The following is an 18010-nucleotide window of genomic DNA, read 5'->3' as shown; positions in this document are numbered from 1 at the left end:
CACATGAATAGATGGAAATTCCTTTTTTTAGAAGATTCTTTAGTGGATTTGGAATTGATTCAGAGGCAATTGAATCGCGCTAAAATCGATTACTACCCGATTCACGTCAGCGATTCGGAAGGATTCTCTCAGGCGATCCTGGAACAAAAACCTCATCTGATCTTATCCGATTTCAGTCTTCCCAAATACGACGGATTTTCCGCTTTGAAATTGGCTAAAAAAATCTGTCCTACGACGCCTTTCATATTCGTATCGGGAACTTACGGGGAAGACGCGGCCATACAGACTCTTACCATGGGTGCGACCGATTACGTTCTCAAAGATAGAATCGAAAAACTTCTTCCCGCAGTACAAAGAGCCTTACACGAATTAGAAGATCATGAATTACGCATAAAGGCGGAAAAGGAAAGATACGAACTCGAAGAGCAACTGATACAAAGCCAAAAACTGGAAGCGATGGGCGTTATGGCGGGGACTTTGGCGCACGAGATTAACAATCCTTTGATAGCGATTTCGGAGTACGCGGCCATAATCGCAAAAGGGCAAATCGACTCCGATAAAACAAAACAGTTGGCTTCCAAAATTCGGGACGAAAGCGCTCGTATCTCCACCATCATGAAAAATCTTCTTCGATTTTCCAGGGACGATAAGGGATCTCTTCATCCCGTAGAAGTAGAAGAAATTCTCGTAAAACTGGAATCGATCACACAACAAATTTTTAAAATGAATCGAATCGACGCCTCTTGGAAAAACGTAGAACCGGGATATTCGATTCAGTGTAGGGAAGGTCAGATTCTTCAAATTCTTGTAAATCTTATAAACAATTCCGTGGATAGTCTGAATCAAAAGTATCCCGAGTATGACGACGAAAAAAGGATCATCTTGGAAAACTCAATCATAGAAGACAACAACAAGAAATACGCGGAATTTGCGGTTCAGGATTTCGGCACGGGAATTCCGATCGATATTCAACAATCGGTTTTTAAAACTTTTTTTACGACCAAGGCGGCCGATAAAGGAACCGGTTTGGGTTTGTCGGTCAGTTTAGGAATCGCGAAGGAACACGGAGGTTATCTTAACTTTGAAAGCGAACCGGGACAATATACGCGATTTTATTTAAGAATTCCGATCGTCGACGCGAGCGCCCAGTAAACTTCGCAAGAAAGTATATTCAGTATTCCTTAAGTATTCTAACGCGAATTGGATCTAACGTGAAGTCTATTTTTTTGCAGTAGCTCTAAGGGAAATGGGGAAAGAACGATCCAATTGGATACTGAACTTAAAAAGCGGAAGTTTCGATAAAATCATACTTTTTACTTGCAAAAAGTATGATTTTATGATATAGAAAAAAGTTTTCGAATCCGTTTCCGATTAAGGTTTTTTCGGAGCGAACTTTAAGAAATGTTCCACTTCTTTTTTGCTTCCTACGACTAAGGTCGTACGTTCATGAAGTTCTTTGGGAGTGAGATCTAAAATTCTTTCTCCGTAAACGGTGACTGCGATCCCACCTGCTTGTTCCGCGATGAACGCCATAGGAGCCGCTTCATAAAGAAGTCTTAATTTACCGTTCGGGTATTTCGTGGACTTGGTATCGTTCGGATAGAGAAAAATTCCGCCTTTCAAAAGGTTTCTATGAAAATCCGCAACCAAGGAACCGATGTATCGACCCGACTGAGGTTTTTTTCCGCCTTCGATCGACTTGATGTCTCGGATATAATTCTTCACTTCATCGGACCAATAGTTGTAGTTTCCTTCGTTGATCGAATAAATACCTCCCGTTTCCGGTATCTGCATATCCGGATGAGAAAGAATGAATTCCCCGCAAGAAGGGTCTAACGTAAATCCGGAAACTCCCTTGCCCGTACAAAGAACGAGCATGGTTGAAGATCCGTATAAAACGTAACCGGCGGCCCTTTGACCGGAACCTTGCTGAAGAAGATCGCCTAACGTTCCTGGAGTTCCACCCGGACTTTTTCGCAAATGAACGGAGAAGATGGTCCCGATGGAAACGTTCGCGTCTATGTTGGAAGAACCGTCGAGCGGATCGATTGCGATCGTGTATTTTCCGATTTTGTATCCGTTCGGAACGGGAACCGTGTTTTCATGTTCCTCGCTTCCTAAGATACAAAGATGACCCGAACGAGTCAGTGTGTGATTGAAAACCTTATCCGCGTATTCGTCCAGTTTCATTTGGGTTTCCCCTTGAACGTTCACGATTTCGGTAGAACCGAGAATGTTTTCTAAAAGACCCGCTTTTCTAACCTCTCTGGAAACGATCTTAGCGGCGTAAACCAAATGGCTCATCAAGGCTGTAAAGTCCCCCGTGGCCTGGGGTAACTTGAGTTGTTCCTCGATCAGATACTGGGAAAGACTCAATGTTTGTGTAGGATGGACAGACATAAATTCCTCTTGGAAAATGATTCCAACAGAGTTTTCGGAGTGTCTCCGAATTCAAGCGAAAAGATCCTCGAAAAAGGATTACTCGAAAGTTAAGATTAAAAAAGAAACTTGCGATTTTTGAGAAGATTCTCATCCGATATTATAAGTAGAAGGAGACTCCTATGGAATCCGCAATCAAACCGATCACACACAGATATAAAATTACGGAAGATCCCTTCGAAGAATTTTCGAATCAGATCGTGAGAGACATTCAAAATTCTCTGAGTAACGAAATCGTGATCACCCATTTTTATTTTCAGGATTTACATCCTTATTTTAAACTTTTGGGGGAACAAAGATCCGGCGAAATCATGAAAGAGTTGAAATCGATCATTCAGGCCCATCTCCGTCCTTACGATAAATTGTATGTCATCAGTCCGAGATCGATTCTTACTCTATCTCCGGACTGTAAGACGGAAGTGGTTCAAGCGAGATTCAACGAGGTCGTTTTTCAGGTAAACCATCTGATCGTGGATTATGAGATTCAATTTATGGAACTGGATTCTCCCATCGATTCGATCGAACCGATTTGGAAAGAATTAATTGTGTATTCAAAAAGTACATGACGTTTGTTAAGCGAACTGGACCGAACTGAAAGAGTTACTCTTTTTTTCAAAAAAGTATAAGACGGTTTGTTAAACGAATCGATCTAAAAACATTCACACTTTTCTTCAAAAAAAGACGGCACTCCGCTTCACAAATCGATAGCCGCGTATAAAATTCATCTTTTTTAAAAAGTTCTTCAGGGAATGAACAGTTGTACCGTAAATTTTTACGAGGACAACCCCTCGGAGGAAAGAATGGATCAAGCAGAAAAATTCAAGAAAACACTAGCAAGGTACATCGACTACAGAGGGATCGACATCATTCTTCATCTTAAAAACGGAACCGTGATCGAGCTGGATAAAAACAGAAGATTGAACGGAGATGTAGTAATTAAAAACGGAAAAACAGGAATCGTGGCTCAAATTGAGATTTCTGAGATTCAAAAAGCGGAATTCTTTGCCGCTTAAATCGGAATTGTAGGAAAAACGACGTCTTTTTAAGATTTTGTCGGAAAACCCTTGACATAATGCCCCTTTTTTCTGGTATCGTGGATCTTATCTACTTATTTCTAATTGAAAATCGGTAGTGACTGGCATGCAATTTTATCTCCAAATCAAATCGTTTGGAGAATGGCAATAAAACGAAGGAATCTAAAAATCGAATGGTAGGAATCATTGTAAAAGACGGAGAGTCGATCGAATCGGCTCTGAAACGTTTCAAACGCGACTGTGCAAACGCAGGAATTATGAGCGAAATCAAACGCAGAGAATACTTCGAAAAACCGAGTATCAAAAAGAAAAAAGCGATCGAATCCGCAAAAAGAAAAGCAGAAAAGAAAAAACGCCTTTTCTCTAAAAAAGACAAAGCCTAAATTCAGCTTTGTTAAAATGGAATCAGTTTGATTCCCCTCAAAATTGAATCTTAAAAACCTATGTCCCTGCAGATAAAAATCAATGACGATCTGAAAGAGGCGATGAAAGCAAAGAAAGAACCTCATCTTTCCACGCTTCGTCTTCTCAAATCCGATATTCAATACGAACTGACTAAAACCGGAGCCAAAGAACTTTCGGACGATCAGGTCGTTTCCGTAATCAAAAAGGCTTTTGCAAAACGTCAGGATGCGATCCAGATGTATCAAAAGGCAGGAAGAAACGATCTTTTAACTCAGGAAGAGGGAGAGGCGTCCGTTCTCAAAGAGTATCTTCCGCCGGAACTTCCGGAATCGGAGATCATCGCAACGATCGATCAAATCTTTGCGGAATTACAACCAACGGCAAAGGATATGGGAAAGGTCATGGGTAAAGTTATGGCCGCGTTCAAAGGAAAAAGTATCGACGGTACTAAAGTTTCGGCAATTGTTAAATCCAGGCTTTCCTGATCTTAAGTGAGACCCCTTTGTCTAACAAAAAGGATTTCATCGATCGAGTTCACAGGGAAGTTCCCATCGAATCTTACATTTCGCGTTTTGTTCCTCTTAAAAAACGAGGAAAAAATTTCCTAGGTCTTTGTCCTTTCCACCAAGAAAAATCCCCTTCTTTTAACGTTTCCGCTGAAAAACAATTTTACTATTGTTTCGGCTGTAAGGCTTCGGGAGATCTCATCCGTTTTGTGATGGATTACGAGAGAGTGGATTTTTCCAGATCTCTGGAAATTCTCTCGGAATACTCCGGAATTCCTCTGGAAGAAAAAAACTCCAAGAACGCGGAAATCTCCGACTTTCTTTATAAAATCAATTTAAAGGTTTCTGAATATTATCAACATCTGTTGCACACTCCTACGGGTAAAAACGCTCTGGATTATTTAAAGTCCAGAGAAATCGAAGATTCCGAAATTCGATTGTTTGGACTGGGTTATGCCCCCGAAGGATTTGAAACTCTTACAAAAGAAGTCTTAAAAACCAAAGACGAAATCGCGGGAGCCGTTCAGCTCGGACTTCTTCGAGAGAAAGAAGCGGGTAACGGACGTCCTTACGATTTTTTTCGGGACCGAATTCTATTTCCGGTTTTGGATTTATCCGGCAGAACGATCGCATTTTCGGGAAGAATTTTAGGTCCCGGAAAAGAAGCCAAATACATCAATAGTTCCGCCTCCGTTATCTTTGATAAGAGTCGCACCTTTTATAATTTTTTCAGAGCGAGGGAAGGAGTTCGTAAGACGGGCGAGGTTATGCTAGTGGAAGGGTATTTGGACGTGATCGGACTCGTGAGAAGAGGTTACGAAAACGTGATCGCTTCCATGGGAACCGCGATTACGGAAAATCATATTCGAACTCTTAAAAAATTTGCGGAACGAGTGACCTTCGTTTTGGACGGGGACCTAGCGGGAAAAAAAGGCGCTTTGAGAGCCGCCGAAATTTGTCTCAAAGAAGGAATGGAATGTTCCATCGTTCTCCTCCCGGAAGGAAAAGATCCGTTTGATCTCGCAAAACTTTTAAGCAGACCCGAGTTGAACGAACTTTTGTCGGAACAAATTCAAGGTTCCGAATTCGTTGTCGGAGAATTGCTCGAAAACGCAGATTCTCGGGCTTTGCCGGAAAGAAAAAGGAAGTCGCTTCAAAATTTGTATTCTTTCATCCAGAGTTTGAATCGGGAAACGGACAAACAGTTCTTACTGGGACTAGGAGCCAATAAACTTGGGATCAGTATGGATGCGGTTCTTCGGGATTTTAAAGGCGGAACCGGTGCAAAGATTGGACCCGTCAATGCCGATACTAGTTCTAACCTAAGAGAAGTTCAAGGGATCTCGGGTCCTGCGTTGGATTGTGAAAGAAAAATCATCTCCATGCTCGTCAAACACACGGGGTTGTTTTCCTATTCGGAGGAAATTTCTTCGATGGAATTCATGGACACCGCGAGTTCCTTTCTTTGGGATTATTTATATACGATTTATACGGGAGAAGGTGAAATTTCTCCCGTGAGAATTTTAACCTCGGATGTTCCCGAGGATCTAAAACAAGTTCTGGCTCCATATCTTTTGGAGGAAGATTCCGAAAAGGTGGAACCGGGAGAACTACATAAGATTTTTCGAATACTTTTGTTACAACAAAAGAAGTTTAGGATCGAGGAAAGAATTCGGGAACTCGATCAAAGAAGAGAACGTTTTTTTACGCCCGAGGTCTTTACGGAACTGAGTTTCTACCGTAAGGAAAAAGAAAAGATTCTGGAACATATCCGGAGTCAATCGGCTACCACATAAATAGAGGGAAATTGAAATGATGGAAAATCTACAAAGTATGCCTGAAGTTCAGAAGATCATATCTCTTGGAAAGGCAAACGGAGAAGTCTCGTATGATGATATCAACGAGATCCTTCCCGACAAAATTCTGAACTCGGAAAAGATAGACGATTTTTTTACCCTCCTGCACGAAATGGGAATCGAAATTGTGGAAGAATATACCAGAAACACTCTGGAGCCGGCTTCCACACTCGTTCCTAAAGACGATTCCAAACCCGCGAGAAAGAAAAAAGAATCCTCGGCTTCCACAAGCGGTTCCGAAGATCCGATCAAACTGTATTTGAGAGAAATCGGTAAAGTAAGTTTGATTTCCGGCGAGACCGAAGTCTTTCTTGCAAAAAGAATCGAGAAGGGTGAGAAAATCATCGAAGAAACGATTCTTAGTTCTTCCATTCTTAGGGCGAACTATATTAAACTTTTACCGAAGATTCGAAGTAAAAAGATCAAAGTCTACGATCTGATTCGCGTGGACAAGATGTACGCCCTCAACGCCGAAGAGGCTTACAAACTCGAAGAGTTATTTTTTAAGAACATTTTAGTCATCCAAGAACAGGAAAAAGTCCTTCAGGAAGCCGTTTCCAAAATCCGAAAGTATTCCGAAACTTCCAAAAAGTTCAAAGAGTTCAAAGAGTTCAAAGAGAAAATCGACGCTTCCACGGATATCATTCACAACGCGACCCGAGAACTGGGTGTTTCTCAAAAGGAGATTCAAAAAATTTCCCAGAAGATCAAATCCATGGTTTTTAGAATCAAGGAAATCGATCGCCACTTCTTAAAGATCAAGGCTCAGTACGGTCAAGACGTTCGCGACATCAAAGCCTTCAACCGTTTCATAGAAAAAAATGAGAAGTTAGACGACATCGAAGTCAAGATGGGAGTCAACATAGACGAGGTTCGAGAAGTCATTAAGGACATCCGAAACAACGAAAGAAAACTCCGTCGTATGGAACAGGAAGCGGGTTCTACGGTTCAAGAAATCAAGGACTGGGGTGAGAAGATCATCAAAGGGGAAAGAGAAATTTCCCAAGCAAAAAAGGAACTTGTTAAGGCGAATTTACGACTTGTGGTTTCCATCGCGAAACGTTATGCGAATCGTGGGATGCACTTCTTCGATTTGATCCAGGAAGGGAACATCGGTCTCATCAAAGCGGTGGATAAGTTCGAATATAAAAAAGGTTATAAATTTTCCACATACGCTACTTGGTGGATCCGTCAGGCGATTACAAGAGCGATTTCAGACCAAGCAAGAACGATCCGTGTTCCCGTTCATATGATCGAACAGGTCAACAAGGTCATTCGAGAGACCAGATTGTTTATCCAAGAATTTGGACGAGATCCAAACAACGAGGAAATTGCGGAAAGACTCGGTTGGCCGGTGCAAAAAGTCAAAATGGTTAAGAACGTTGCCAGAGAACCGATCTCTCTCGAAATTCCTGTGGGCTCCGAAGAAGATTCGGAACTGGGAGATTTTATTCCGGATACGGAAGTGGAAACTCCCGTGAACGCCGCGGCGTCCAGCATTCTTGCCGAACAAATCCGTCAGGTGCTTCATACTTTGCCTGCACGCGAGCAAAAAGTAATCCGCATGCGTTTCGGTTTAGATGACGGTTATCCGCAAACTCTGGAAGAAGTCGGTTATCAATTTAAGGTCACGAGAGAAAGGATTCGTCAGATTGAAGCGAAGGCGCTTCGAAGACTCAGACATCCTTCCCGTTCTAAGAAGTTGAAAGATTATATCGACGGTTGATTTTGTAAGAGTTCCGACGTTTCAGTTTCAAGTAGTTATGAATTAGGGATTTGACCCTATCACTGGCGGAAAGAATCGGTAGATTTTACTCTAGAATATCATACTTTTCTTAAGCGTCATTTAGAGTCGTCGTAACTCCGACAGATTTCCGAAATCAAAGATCATCTTTTATTTCTAAAGAGAAAATCGGATCACCGCCTATCGATACGACTTTTTCAAATTTGCTATCAAATCTATCGCGGCCGATTCTTCCGATTTTTTCTTTTTGTCTTTCCATTTGAGTTGTTTGGAAAGAAGGGCCGCGACTGGAACAACCATCTTTTGAGCGAGATCCAAATCCACAAAAAGAACTCGAAATCTTCTCGCGATAATATCGGTGACGCCTAACGCGAATTCTTCTTTGGCGGCGAACAAAACTTCTTCTTCGAAGTAGGGGATTCCCTTGCTTAAAAGTTTCGGCTTTTTACCTAAGATTTCAAAAACCTCGGTTCCGTAGTAATTCTGAAGTCTTTTGGCAAACTGTGTATCAACTTTATAAGTCTTTTCGATCTCCTGATAAAGAGATTCCGAATAACCTTCCGCACCCGGATACGAATAAAACTTCGTGGAACATTTTGCCTTGTTTTCTAAATTTCCGACTTGGATGAGTTTATCCACCAAATCTTCAGCCATCTTTCTGTATGTGGACCATTTTCCCCCGCCCATGGTGACGAGTCCCGAGTTGGAAACGAGGACGACTTCTTCTCTCGAAATATTCTTCGTATCCTGATTTCCTTCCGGAGAAATCAAAGGACGAATCCCCACAAACACGGAGAGAATATCTTTTTCGGTGACGGGGTTTTCCAGATACTCGTTTCCCGTATCTAACAAGAATTGAACCTCGTTTCCGATCGGAAGAGGTTCGTCTCCGGGATTTTCAATCGGAGTATCCGTGGTTCCCAGGATTACGTGATCCTCCCAAGGAATGATAAATACAACACGTCCGTCTTTTGTTTTTGGAATGATCATCGCGGATTCGCAGGGAATCTTTTCTATGGAAAATACCAAGTGAATTCCTTGGCTCGGAGAAAGAACGTTAAGCGCTCTTTGGTCGTCCAATTTACGGACGTGATCCACCCAGATGCCCGTTGTGTTTGCGATTACTTTCGCATAAACGGGAAAAGTTTTTTCGGTTTCTAAATCTTTGAGATCGGCGCCGACGATCTTTCCATTTTTTTTAATAAAAGAAACGAGTTCGACTCGATTGGCGACGATCGCTCCCTCTTTCTCCGCGGATCTTGCGAGAAGAACGTTCAAACGAGAGTCGTTGAACTGAGCGTCGTAGTACGTGATTCCTCCAAAAAGTCCGTCCTTTTGAATCGCCGCAAATTCGGAGATCGCTTCGGACTTGGAAACGGATTTGTGAGAAGGAAGTTTTCCTTTGGAAGCGAGGATATCGTAGAGAGTGAGACCGATTCCATAGTACGGTCTTTCATAAAAACGATAAGCGGGAAGAAGGAACTTGAGAGGTTTGACCAGATGAGGAGCGTTTTCCAAAAGCCTTTGTCTTTCCGTCAGGGCTTCGTGGATCAATTTAAAATGGAACTGAGCCAGATAACGCACTCCGCCGTGAATGAGTTTGGTGGAACGAGAAGAGGTCCCCGATGCAAAATCTTTTTTTTCAATGAGTGCGGTTTTATAACCTCGTTTTGCAGAGTCGAAAGCGGTTCCGGCTCCCGTGGATCCGCCTCCGATCACAAGGATATCAAAGGATTCTTTTTGCAGTTTCGAAATTTGTTCGGTTCTGTTTGGTTTTTCCATTTTGAGAATTCTTCCTGCTTTACAGGTTTCTTTCCCCCTACAAATTTGCATTAAGTTTCACAATCCAATTTACATTTTCTTTCATGGACATTCAAAAACAAATCGAAATCATTCGTCGCGGTTGTGTTGATCTGATCAGCGAAGAAGAATTAAAATCCAAACTTCAAAAAAAGAAAACGCTCAAAATCAAGGCCGGGTTTGATCCCACCGCACCCGATCTTCATCTCGGACATTTCGTTCAGCTTAAAAAACTAAAACATTTCCAAGACCTAGGTCATGAAGTTTCTTTTTTACTCGGAGACTTTACGGCGATGATCGGAGATCCGACCGGAAAATCCGAAACCAGAAAGAGACTTTCTAAAGAAGAGGTTTTGGAAAATTCAAAAACCTATCAGAGCCAAGTTTTTAAAGTTCTGGATCCGATGAAAACCAAGATCGTCTACAATTCGAGTTGGTGTTCCGGAATGAACTTCGAAGACGTTTTGGTCTTAAGCTCCAAATACAACGTTGCCAGAATGCTGGAAAGAGACGACTTCAGCAAACGTTACAAGGCCGGTCAGCCGATCTCTATGATCGAATTCTTATATCCCCTCGTTCAAGGTTACGATTCTGTTGCGATGGAATGCGACGTAGAACTCGGAGGAACCGATCAGAAATTCAATCTTCTCGTGGGAAGGGACTTACAAAGAGAATACGGAAAGGAAGCACAATGTGTTCTGACTCTTCCGCTACTTGTAGGACTGGACGGAAGTAAAAAGATGTCCAAGTCTCTCGGTAACTATGTGGGAATTACGGAAACGCCCATTGATATGTTCGGAAAACTCATGTCAATCAGCGACGAACTGATGTGGAACTATTTCGAACTCTTGACCGACCTTCCATTGTCTGAAATTTCAAATCGCAAGAACGGAATGGCAAAAAAAGAACTTCATCCGAAAGAAGTGAAAACGGAACTTGCAAAACTCATTATGGATCAGTTTTCTCCTTCTTCCGAAAACGAGGAAGCGATCGAAGAATGGAAAAAAATACACAACCCGAAATCAAGAGCCGTTCCGGACGATATCAAAGAAGTAAAACTCGGAGAAGAATTTTTTGCGGAAACACAGGAGCCTTTGCTTGTTTGGGTTTTAAATAAACTTTCTTTTGTTCCATCCGTCTCTGAAGGGAGAAGACTGATCAAAGCCGGAGGATTGTATCTTTTCGAAGACAAGATCACGGACGAAAAACTCTCGATTCAAAAAGGAAAAGAATACTTGGTGAGGCAGGGCAAAAAGGGAAAATTTTTAAAAATTCTTTCCTAAAAATGATTTGAAGGATTCGAAATTCTTCCTTTCAATCAAATCTTAATGTTAAGCGAAGAAGAATCATCGGAACTTTCCAGAACGATTTTCGAAATTAAAAAAAGCGGAATCGAATCCGAGGCGATCGAGCGAAAGTTCAAAACTCTTCGTGTTCTTTTTTCCATCGGCTTTTTTACGTTCTTAGGCGCGACATCCGCGCTTACCCTAACCAATCGGATTTTCAGATTGGAAGCCACCGTCGAAAAACAAACGGTCCATATCACTAGTCTCGAAGAAACCTTAACGTCGCTTCGTCTCGAAGAACAACAACAGGAAGAGGAACTTCTTAAATTCAAATCCGAACTTTACGATACGGTTCCCGACGGAGATTTAACCGATCAGGTTTCCGAAAATAAAACGAATCTAGAATCTCTTGCGGCCGAAGACGTGGGAAAAAACGTCGATCGGGGGGATGTTCGTTTTAAAGAAATCGCTTTGACCTTCGATTTGGGAACCGGAGAAGATTTGAAACTGATCTACGAATATCTGAATCGATTTCCCATTAAAATCACGTTGTTTGTTTCGAACGAAAATCCAGCGCTCAAAAACGGCTCCTTCTTTAGCAATACGAATCTTCATTACTTGAAAAAACTTTCGGAACTCGGAAATCGAGTCGTTTTCGGAAATCATACTTGGAGTCATTATAATATTCCAAGAAGTTTATACGAAACTTCCCTACGTAAAAGGGCTTTACTCAGTTATGTTTCCGACGAAATTCCGGACGCGGATTTTCTCCAACAGGAGATGAGAATGGTGGAAGAAAAATTCGAATCCGTTACCGGCAAACAATTGACCAAGTATTATCGCCTTCCTTACGGAGGTTTTGATCCTCTGGTAATCCGAATTTTCGGAAAACTGGGATTTACACATCATATCTTTTGGAGCAACAATTCGATCGGCTCCTTGGACATTCCGGATTTCGTATATAAGAAATTCATTTATAAGAAGGATCCTCAGACCGGCAAAACGAAAATCATGCAAAACCCGAATTACAAAACTAAAGCAGAAACTCTCGACTTTCTGTATCGTTGGGAAGAAGCGGATAAAAACGGTATGAACGGAGCGATCATTTTGATGCACTTAGGCTCGCCGAGACAATCGGAAAAGCTCATATACATTCTTCCCGATTTCATTCAGGAAATGCTTTCCAAGGGTTATAGTTTTGTAACCGTTCCGGAAATCATCAACGATCGTCAGGATTGATTTTTTTGAGAGATACCTTTCCTTAAAAATTACTAAACGCTGCCGATGAAGCGCACCGCAAATTTTAGCACAAATCCGCTTTTTAGGTACGGAATTCCCGGCAACATTATCATGCAGCGCTTAGTAAAAACGAATTAGAACTGATCCCATAAAGTTCTTTTATCTAGAAACAACGTTTCCAAATAAGATAACTTATAAGGCAAATTTTCCAATTATTCTTCCATACACCGTCCAGGCGCGTAACATTTGTATTGAGTTGCGTGCCCAAACTCATTCAGTCTGTTGCATAGTTCTTTTCCGGTCTTGGCATCCGTAAAAAAATTATAAGAGTGCCAAATCGGAACGAAAAACTCGCGCTCCCCGGCATACGAATACACATTCGTCACCGTTTCGTTGACGCCCATAAAACCTTCGTAATTACAAGCCATCACCTTATTCGGAACAACACAGGGACCCTCGATTGAATCAACGACCATTTCATAACCGTATACTTCTTTCATTCTATCGACAAATCCTTGAGCGGACTGGTCCCATAAGGCCCTTTTATCCAAATAGGCGGTGCTCCATTCTTGACAAAAAAGGATCTCTCCATCCGGCTTTTTGTACCGATAGCTATACTCGATCTTAAGTCCTAAACTTTCCCCCTCGCTTTCGGAAGTTTTTTTCATAAGCAAAATTCCAAAAACTTCATTCATATTCAGTTTTTCCTCGTTTTTGCAAAAAGGTAGTAGGGTAAAAATCAACAAAGCAGTTGACCCTATTTTTATCATTCTTTTCATTTAATCTCCATATCTCTTTAAAATTTGATTCTCTTATATTTTGTAATTTACAATGAATCCGTAGGTGCGGGGCGCGCCGGGAACCGCTTGGAAGGTACCATCAATATAGGAAGTGAAGTAATATTCGTTATTTAGATTATTACAATAAACGTATGCGGATAAACGTTCCTTTTCGTATCCGATTTTAAGATTAGTAACCGTATAAGGACTGCTATAGATCGTATTATCCGTTGCAAAAAACATCTTTCCTACGGCTTGAAATTCCCATCTGAAAAACGGACCCAATGCGGAACGATATTGCAGATAACTTACGACATCGTATTGCGGAATAAAATGCACACGTTTGCCGTCGAAATTGGCGTTCAAAATTCGATCATAAAACTTATTGAATATACCTTCCGTGTATCCCGCTGAAAAACCGAGTTTTAACAACTTCCAAGGTTTCACATAGGTTTCCATTTCGGCGCCCCGAATCGTAACTTTTTCCGCGTTTAAGTTCACGGCCTCGGCGATGGAAATGGCTCTGATAACGTGAAAATCCGACGTTTCCGTATAAAAGTAGGTTATATTGATTCCGAGCGTGTTTTTGAAATACTTCGACTTGATTCCGACTTCGACCGTATCGTTGATTTCCGGTTTGAAAGCGGCGAATGAAGCCTGATTGACCACCGTACTATACCCCGCGTTTTTATAACCGCGACTTAAACCCGTAAAAATCATCAAAGACTCGATGGGTTTATAATCGAAAATGATTCTAGAGACGTTGTATCGATAGGAATCGTCTCTATTATAATGAGGAGATAAAATTCGCACGTCGCCGTACGGATTATCGAAAAGTACACCTGTCGCGTCTCGGCTATGACCTATCTTGATTTTTTGAGTTTCAATTCTGGCTCCTAAGGTAAGAGTAAATTTTTCCCAAAACGTATAACTATTATGAGTAAACAGACTGAGTGACTTGTCTTCGATTCTTGAGTGATGTGTTTCTCTTGCGGGCGCGTTTAGCCCTTTAAGAACGTTATACGTATAGGATTGTGTCAAATGCTCCTGAGTAAAATCCTTGTCGGATATTTTATGATAAAGTAATGTTCCGATTTTAAATTGGAACGGATCTTTTTTATTTTTGGATTCTATGTTTGTTTCGTGGGTTCGGGTGATGGATTTTTCCACGTATTCCGATTTGGACATGGCGCTTCTCGTAAAGTCGCCGTCCACATTCAAAGGATCGATTGCCATTTTTCTAATACTAGAAGCCGTTTTAAAAATGGCTTTCGGAAGTTTGTAACTGATATTGCCGGAATAAGTGTTTCCGGTTGTGTTGGAAATACCCTCATAGTCCCAATATACTTTTCGAACCGATTTAGTACGATTGATATAGGTTCGAAAATTTTTTTCACAATTTTCGGGACTGACTGCACATCCTTTTACTAAACTTTTACGTCTGTCCGTTTTAGAAGCCAGATAATTGACTATGTTTAAAGAGCCGTCATCAAAACTTTCGGCGCTTGTTTGTAGATCGATTTCAAAATTTTCGGCGGGGGTCCAATAAAACCTGAGCCTTCCCGATTTTCCCCTTCTTCCGTCGGGATGGGTTTTATAAAATTCGACGGGTATATCCGAAACTAAATTATTTGGATAATGAAATCCCCTAATATTCTTTAGGTATCCGCTTCTTTCCGTCGATTTTCCGGAAACGCCTATGTAAAGAGTGTTTTTGATCAAGGGGGTATTATAGAAAAAGGAATATTCCTTTTTTTTATAATTTCCAAAATCGATCGTAAATCTGCCCTGAGGCATATTGTTCGGTTTTTTGGTATTGATCTCTATAACACCTCCTTGGAAATTTTTTCCAAAAACGGTGGCTTGAGAACCCCTATGCACTTCAATACTTTCCAGAGCGAACAGCTCCGTATTTAATGCGACATTATCCGCAAGAGGAACTCCGTCCAAGATTATTCCCACGGATGGATCGCTAAATAAGGTACTTCTCATTCCTCTAATATTATAATATGTGAAATTACGAGCGCCTGAATCTATAATTGCAAAATTCGGAACTTGTTTATCTATATCGTTTGTTCTGGATATCCCCGTATCCAAAATATCCTGCTCGTTGAATCTGGAAATGCTGCTCGGAGTTTTGAATATTTCAAGGTCCCTCCGATCTTTTTTACCCTGAACTACAATTCCGCCGTTTTTTTCGGACGTTTCTTTGTTGAATTCGGCAGTCTTAAAACGCGAAGATTCCTCTGCATAAAGAATCGATAATATTCCAAAAAATAGAATTTTAACTGAAAATTTACAAAAGTGAGATAAGATTCTGAAGTTTACAAAGTGAAATATCCGGAAGGTTTTGTTTTGAATTTTATTTTTTAGAATTTCACGATCTGAAGAAAGAAATTTAGTCTTATTACTCCTGTAACAACGTGAAGAAATAAACTCATAATTCATAATAGGCACGTTGGAAAATGAATTGTTATTTGTAAAGATTTTAATTGATTTCAGGACTCAAAATCAATTATGTAAAAACATGGTTCGAATGAAAGTTTCTAATCCGTGCGCAATCGAAATACTGAAATTAAAACGACAATGACAATCTATTGTTTTTAAAAACTCTTTTTTATCGTTTCAAAAACTATGCCAAAAAAATATTCATATTATAAATTGGAATTAGGTCGATGGGCATAACCATCCCACAGGTCGAAAGGTTTTAGAAATAAAAAGGATCAAAAATGCAAATGTTATAGCAGTCAGTGGATAGATTTCAGGGTTCAGTTATATTTTCTTAACAAGCAATCAGACTTTATCAAAGGTAAATCCATCTCTTCTGAAATCTGAGCCCTGAAAACCTAACCTTGGTTATGAATGGGGAGGGAGACTATTTGCTGAATCCTGAAATCGCGTCCTTACAATTACAATGTGGGAACTCTTTAAACACCTGCATTTTACTTTAAAATACTCGTCTTTTCAACCCTACACAAATTAAGAAAAGATTTCTCGAATACCGGAAATCTTGAGGTTCGTTACGGATTTAATTAAGGCTTTGCCTACTCACAAGGTTCTAACTTGTATTATGATAAACGCTCCTAACTCGGTTTTTTCAAAGAGTTTCTCGTATTTCCGACGGAGGTTTATCTTCCAATTCAAGTCGCGATGTTTGGTACAAATTTAGAGTTTGTCCCAAAACCGTCCGATTTTTATCGGAATGGCCGCAAATCTCTGCGATTGTTTTAAGTTTTGGGACAGGTTCTTAATATTTCTTTTCAAGGAAAAACAGTATTTAAAATCTCTAACTCTTTTTTGAGATTTGCGTCTTTCCCCACAAGTACAAAGATCGCTCGTATCATAACGTTTGAAGTTTCCGAACTTTCGTAAATTGTAATATTTGTTTTGGATCCGTCGGCTTGTAGTCTATAATCCCAGGTTCCTTTCATTCCAAAACTGCTTTCTTTCATCCGAACTTGAACCCGAGAGTTTTCTTCTTTTTCGATCATTTCGAAATGTATAAATCCTCCCATATCCGTTCCTTCCTTCCAGATCGGATATCCCTTTGTATTCTTTCCTTCGATGATCACTTCGGTGACTTCTTTTCTATATTTCGGGAGGTTTTCCAAATCCAATAAATGCCGAAATACTTTTTCTACGGGCGCATGAATCGTTCCGGTAATATTACCTTCAAATTTCGGGTTTGCAAAAACTCCCAAACCGAAAAATCCTAAACCCAAAAAAACGATCGTTCCCATAATTCCGAATAATATTTTCATACTGGTTCCTTTTCTCTCATTTTTATTTTTACTGATCTCTATAAAAATCGAGTCCCGTTTATTTTTATCGCAAAATACCGTTTCAATGCGAAATATTAGGTGTTTGTCCCAAAACCGTCCGATTTTATCGGAATGGCCGCATCTCTGCGATTGTTTTAAGTTTTGGACAGGCTCTAGGTTACTTTATTAGAGTTATTGAAAAATTAATTCTCCATTTGTTTCTGTTTCATTGAAATAGACGATTGAAGCAGTTTTGTTAATCGTGACTATTGAATTTTTCAACAACTCTATTATATAGTTATGAGTAAAAACTTCGAATTTCAAATTTTTCAAAAGTTTTTTTTCTTTATTCTTTGAAAATAAACATTCTTTCCTTAACAATTTCGAAATTTCTTGTCAAGGCGAATCTTTGAATCCGTTTACGAAAGTTTTCGGTTTTACAACGCGCCAGCGGCCGGAAGGGCAATGCTGTCAATTTAAGAGACTCTGCCGTAATAGATTTCAAACTTACGTTTTCGAACTTTATGTTTTCTATTGAAGGTTCTATTTGGAATGACAGGTAGCCGATGTTTTAAAAGTTCGGCTTTCATTTCATCAAAAACGGAGTTCATCGGTTCAGTACCGGAAAGTAACCTTGGAAGTTCTCCTTTTAGAATGCCGATCGCGATATTTTTATTAATTTTATAATCATATTTTGTTTTTACTTTTTTGTTTTGAATCGATTGATCGTATTCTATTTGCGCTTCTTGGATTAGAAGAGAGGCAAGATTAAATGTTAAGATTTTTGCATAATATTCTTGAAGAAATCGGATTGAAGTTTTGGATGCTACATTCTCCAATTCAAGAGAATATTTTTCGAAACGAAAATGAGTTTCTATATTCCAACGTTTGCCGTAGAGGGAAACAATATCTTCTCTTGAAAATTCGGAATCGGGAAGATCGGTGACAAAAATTCCGACTTGTCCGTCTTTATATCTTGAGCTGACAAAACGTAATGAAAACAGATTTCCTTTCGTATTCGCATATTCCTTAAGCCATTCCTTCATACTAGGTGCATTATTGTTAGTGATATGAATGTTTTTAACTTTTGTCGTATTCTTTGTATTTCCCTGCAATTTTTGCCTCTTTGAGCCAACGNGTGTTGCTTCTAATGATAAAATG

Annotated in this window: 15 protein-coding genes; 9 read left to right on the top strand and 6 right to left on the bottom strand. The window is 40.2% G+C overall.

The features are described from left to right. Positions 1-3 precede the first annotated feature (3 nt). Entirely contained in the window at positions 4-1152 is a 1149-nt protein-coding gene (gene lvrB, locus LEP1GSC060_RS04590; RefSeq protein ID WP_002996940.1) for a hybrid histidine kinase/response regulator LvrB, read from the top strand. 219 nt (positions 1153-1371) lie between these two features. On the opposite strand, the gene fbp is transcribed toward lvrB, so the two are convergent. Beyond that, positions 1372-2400 carry a class 1 fructose-bisphosphatase gene (gene fbp / locus LEP1GSC060_RS04585; protein ID WP_002996923.1) on the bottom strand — a complete coding sequence of 343 codons (1029 nt, stop codon included), beginning with the start codon at positions 2398-2400 and terminating at the stop codon, positions 1372-1374. 161 nt (positions 2401-2561) lie between these two features. Here fbp and LEP1GSC060_RS04580 point away from each other — a divergent pair, with 161 nt between their 5' ends. The 6 genes from LEP1GSC060_RS04580 to rpoD all read left to right on the top strand — a co-directional run bounded on the left by LEP1GSC060_RS04580 (position 2562) and on the right by rpoD (position 7966). After that, positions 2562-3005: a hypothetical protein gene (locus LEP1GSC060_RS04580; protein WP_002997060.1), complete on the top strand. Its 444-nt coding sequence runs from the start codon at positions 2562-2564 to the stop codon at positions 3003-3005. A gap of 234 nt (positions 3006-3239) precedes the next feature. Next, a complete protein-coding gene (locus LEP1GSC060_RS04575) occupies positions 3240-3452 on the top strand; it encodes a hypothetical protein (RefSeq protein WP_036095380.1) in 213 nt (70 codons plus the stop codon). Between the two features lie 194 nt (positions 3453-3646). After that, positions 3647-3856: a 30S ribosomal protein S21 gene (rpsU, locus tag LEP1GSC060_RS04570; RefSeq protein WP_000232823.1), complete on the top strand. Its 210-nt coding sequence runs from the start codon at positions 3647-3649 to the stop codon at positions 3854-3856. 60 nt (positions 3857-3916) lie between these two features. Next, on the top strand, positions 3917-4363 hold the full coding sequence (locus LEP1GSC060_RS04565; protein ID WP_002996891.1) for a GatB/YqeY domain-containing protein: 447 nt from the start codon (positions 3917-3919) through the stop codon (positions 4361-4363). Between the two features lie 17 nt (positions 4364-4380). Next, the gene (gene dnaG / locus LEP1GSC060_RS04560) at positions 4381-6180 is read left to right on the top strand and encodes a DNA primase (RefSeq protein WP_002996864.1); all 1800 of its coding nucleotides are present in this window, start codon (positions 4381-4383) and stop codon (positions 6178-6180) included. Between the two features lie 19 nt (positions 6181-6199). Then, entirely contained in the window at positions 6200-7966 is a 1767-nt protein-coding gene (gene rpoD / locus LEP1GSC060_RS04555) for an RNA polymerase sigma factor RpoD (RefSeq protein WP_036095378.1), read from the top strand. Between the two features lie 198 nt (positions 7967-8164). Here the strand turns inward: rpoD and LEP1GSC060_RS04550 are convergent, their stop codons facing one another. Continuing rightward, on the bottom strand, positions 8165-9817 hold the full coding sequence (locus tag LEP1GSC060_RS04550) for a glycerol-3-phosphate dehydrogenase/oxidase (RefSeq protein WP_036095365.1): 1653 nt from the start codon (positions 9815-9817) through the stop codon (positions 8165-8167). A gap of 32 nt (positions 9818-9849) precedes the next feature. Between LEP1GSC060_RS04550 and tyrS the strand changes: the two genes are divergently transcribed. Both tyrS and LEP1GSC060_RS04540 read left to right on the top strand, forming a co-directional pair. Beyond that, the gene (gene tyrS, locus LEP1GSC060_RS04545; protein WP_002996857.1) at positions 9850-11067 is read left to right on the top strand and encodes a tyrosine--tRNA ligase; all 1218 of its coding nucleotides are present in this window, start codon (positions 9850-9852) and stop codon (positions 11065-11067) included. Positions 11068-11112: 45 nt separating this feature from the next. Next, positions 11113-12309: a polysaccharide deacetylase family protein gene (locus LEP1GSC060_RS04540; RefSeq protein ID WP_002996950.1), complete on the top strand. Its 1197-nt coding sequence runs from the start codon at positions 11113-11115 to the stop codon at positions 12307-12309. 212 nt (positions 12310-12521) lie between these two features. On the opposite strand, the gene LEP1GSC060_RS04535 is transcribed toward LEP1GSC060_RS04540, so the two are convergent. The 4 genes from LEP1GSC060_RS04535 to LEP1GSC060_RS20960 form a co-directional block, all read right to left on the bottom strand. Then, positions 12522-13088 carry an LIC_11695 family lipoprotein gene (locus tag LEP1GSC060_RS04535; protein WP_036095364.1) on the bottom strand — a complete coding sequence of 189 codons (567 nt, stop codon included), beginning with the start codon at positions 13086-13088 and terminating at the stop codon, positions 12522-12524. A gap of 33 nt (positions 13089-13121) precedes the next feature. Next, positions 13122-15536, bottom strand: a complete 2415-nt coding sequence (locus LEP1GSC060_RS04530; protein WP_002997005.1) for a TonB-dependent receptor — start codon at positions 15534-15536, stop codon at positions 13122-13124. Between the two features lie 812 nt (positions 15537-16348). Beyond that, on the bottom strand, positions 16349-16849 hold the full coding sequence (locus LEP1GSC060_RS04525; protein ID WP_002996981.1) for an SRPBCC family protein: 501 nt from the start codon (positions 16847-16849) through the stop codon (positions 16349-16351). Between the two features lie 476 nt (positions 16850-17325). Next, a complete protein-coding gene (locus LEP1GSC060_RS20960; protein ID WP_420805473.1) occupies positions 17326-17964 on the bottom strand; it encodes a transposase in 639 nt (212 codons plus the stop codon). Positions 17965-18010 lie beyond the last annotated feature (46 nt).

The sequence above is a fragment of the Leptospira weilii serovar Ranarum str. ICFT genome (genome assembly GCF_000332415.1).
Taxonomy (GTDB): Bacteria; Spirochaetota; Leptospiria; order Leptospirales; family Leptospiraceae; genus Leptospira; species Leptospira weilii_A.
The sequence above is the reverse complement of the archived record's forward strand: the minus strand, read 5'-3'. Positions and strand labels throughout refer to the sequence as shown.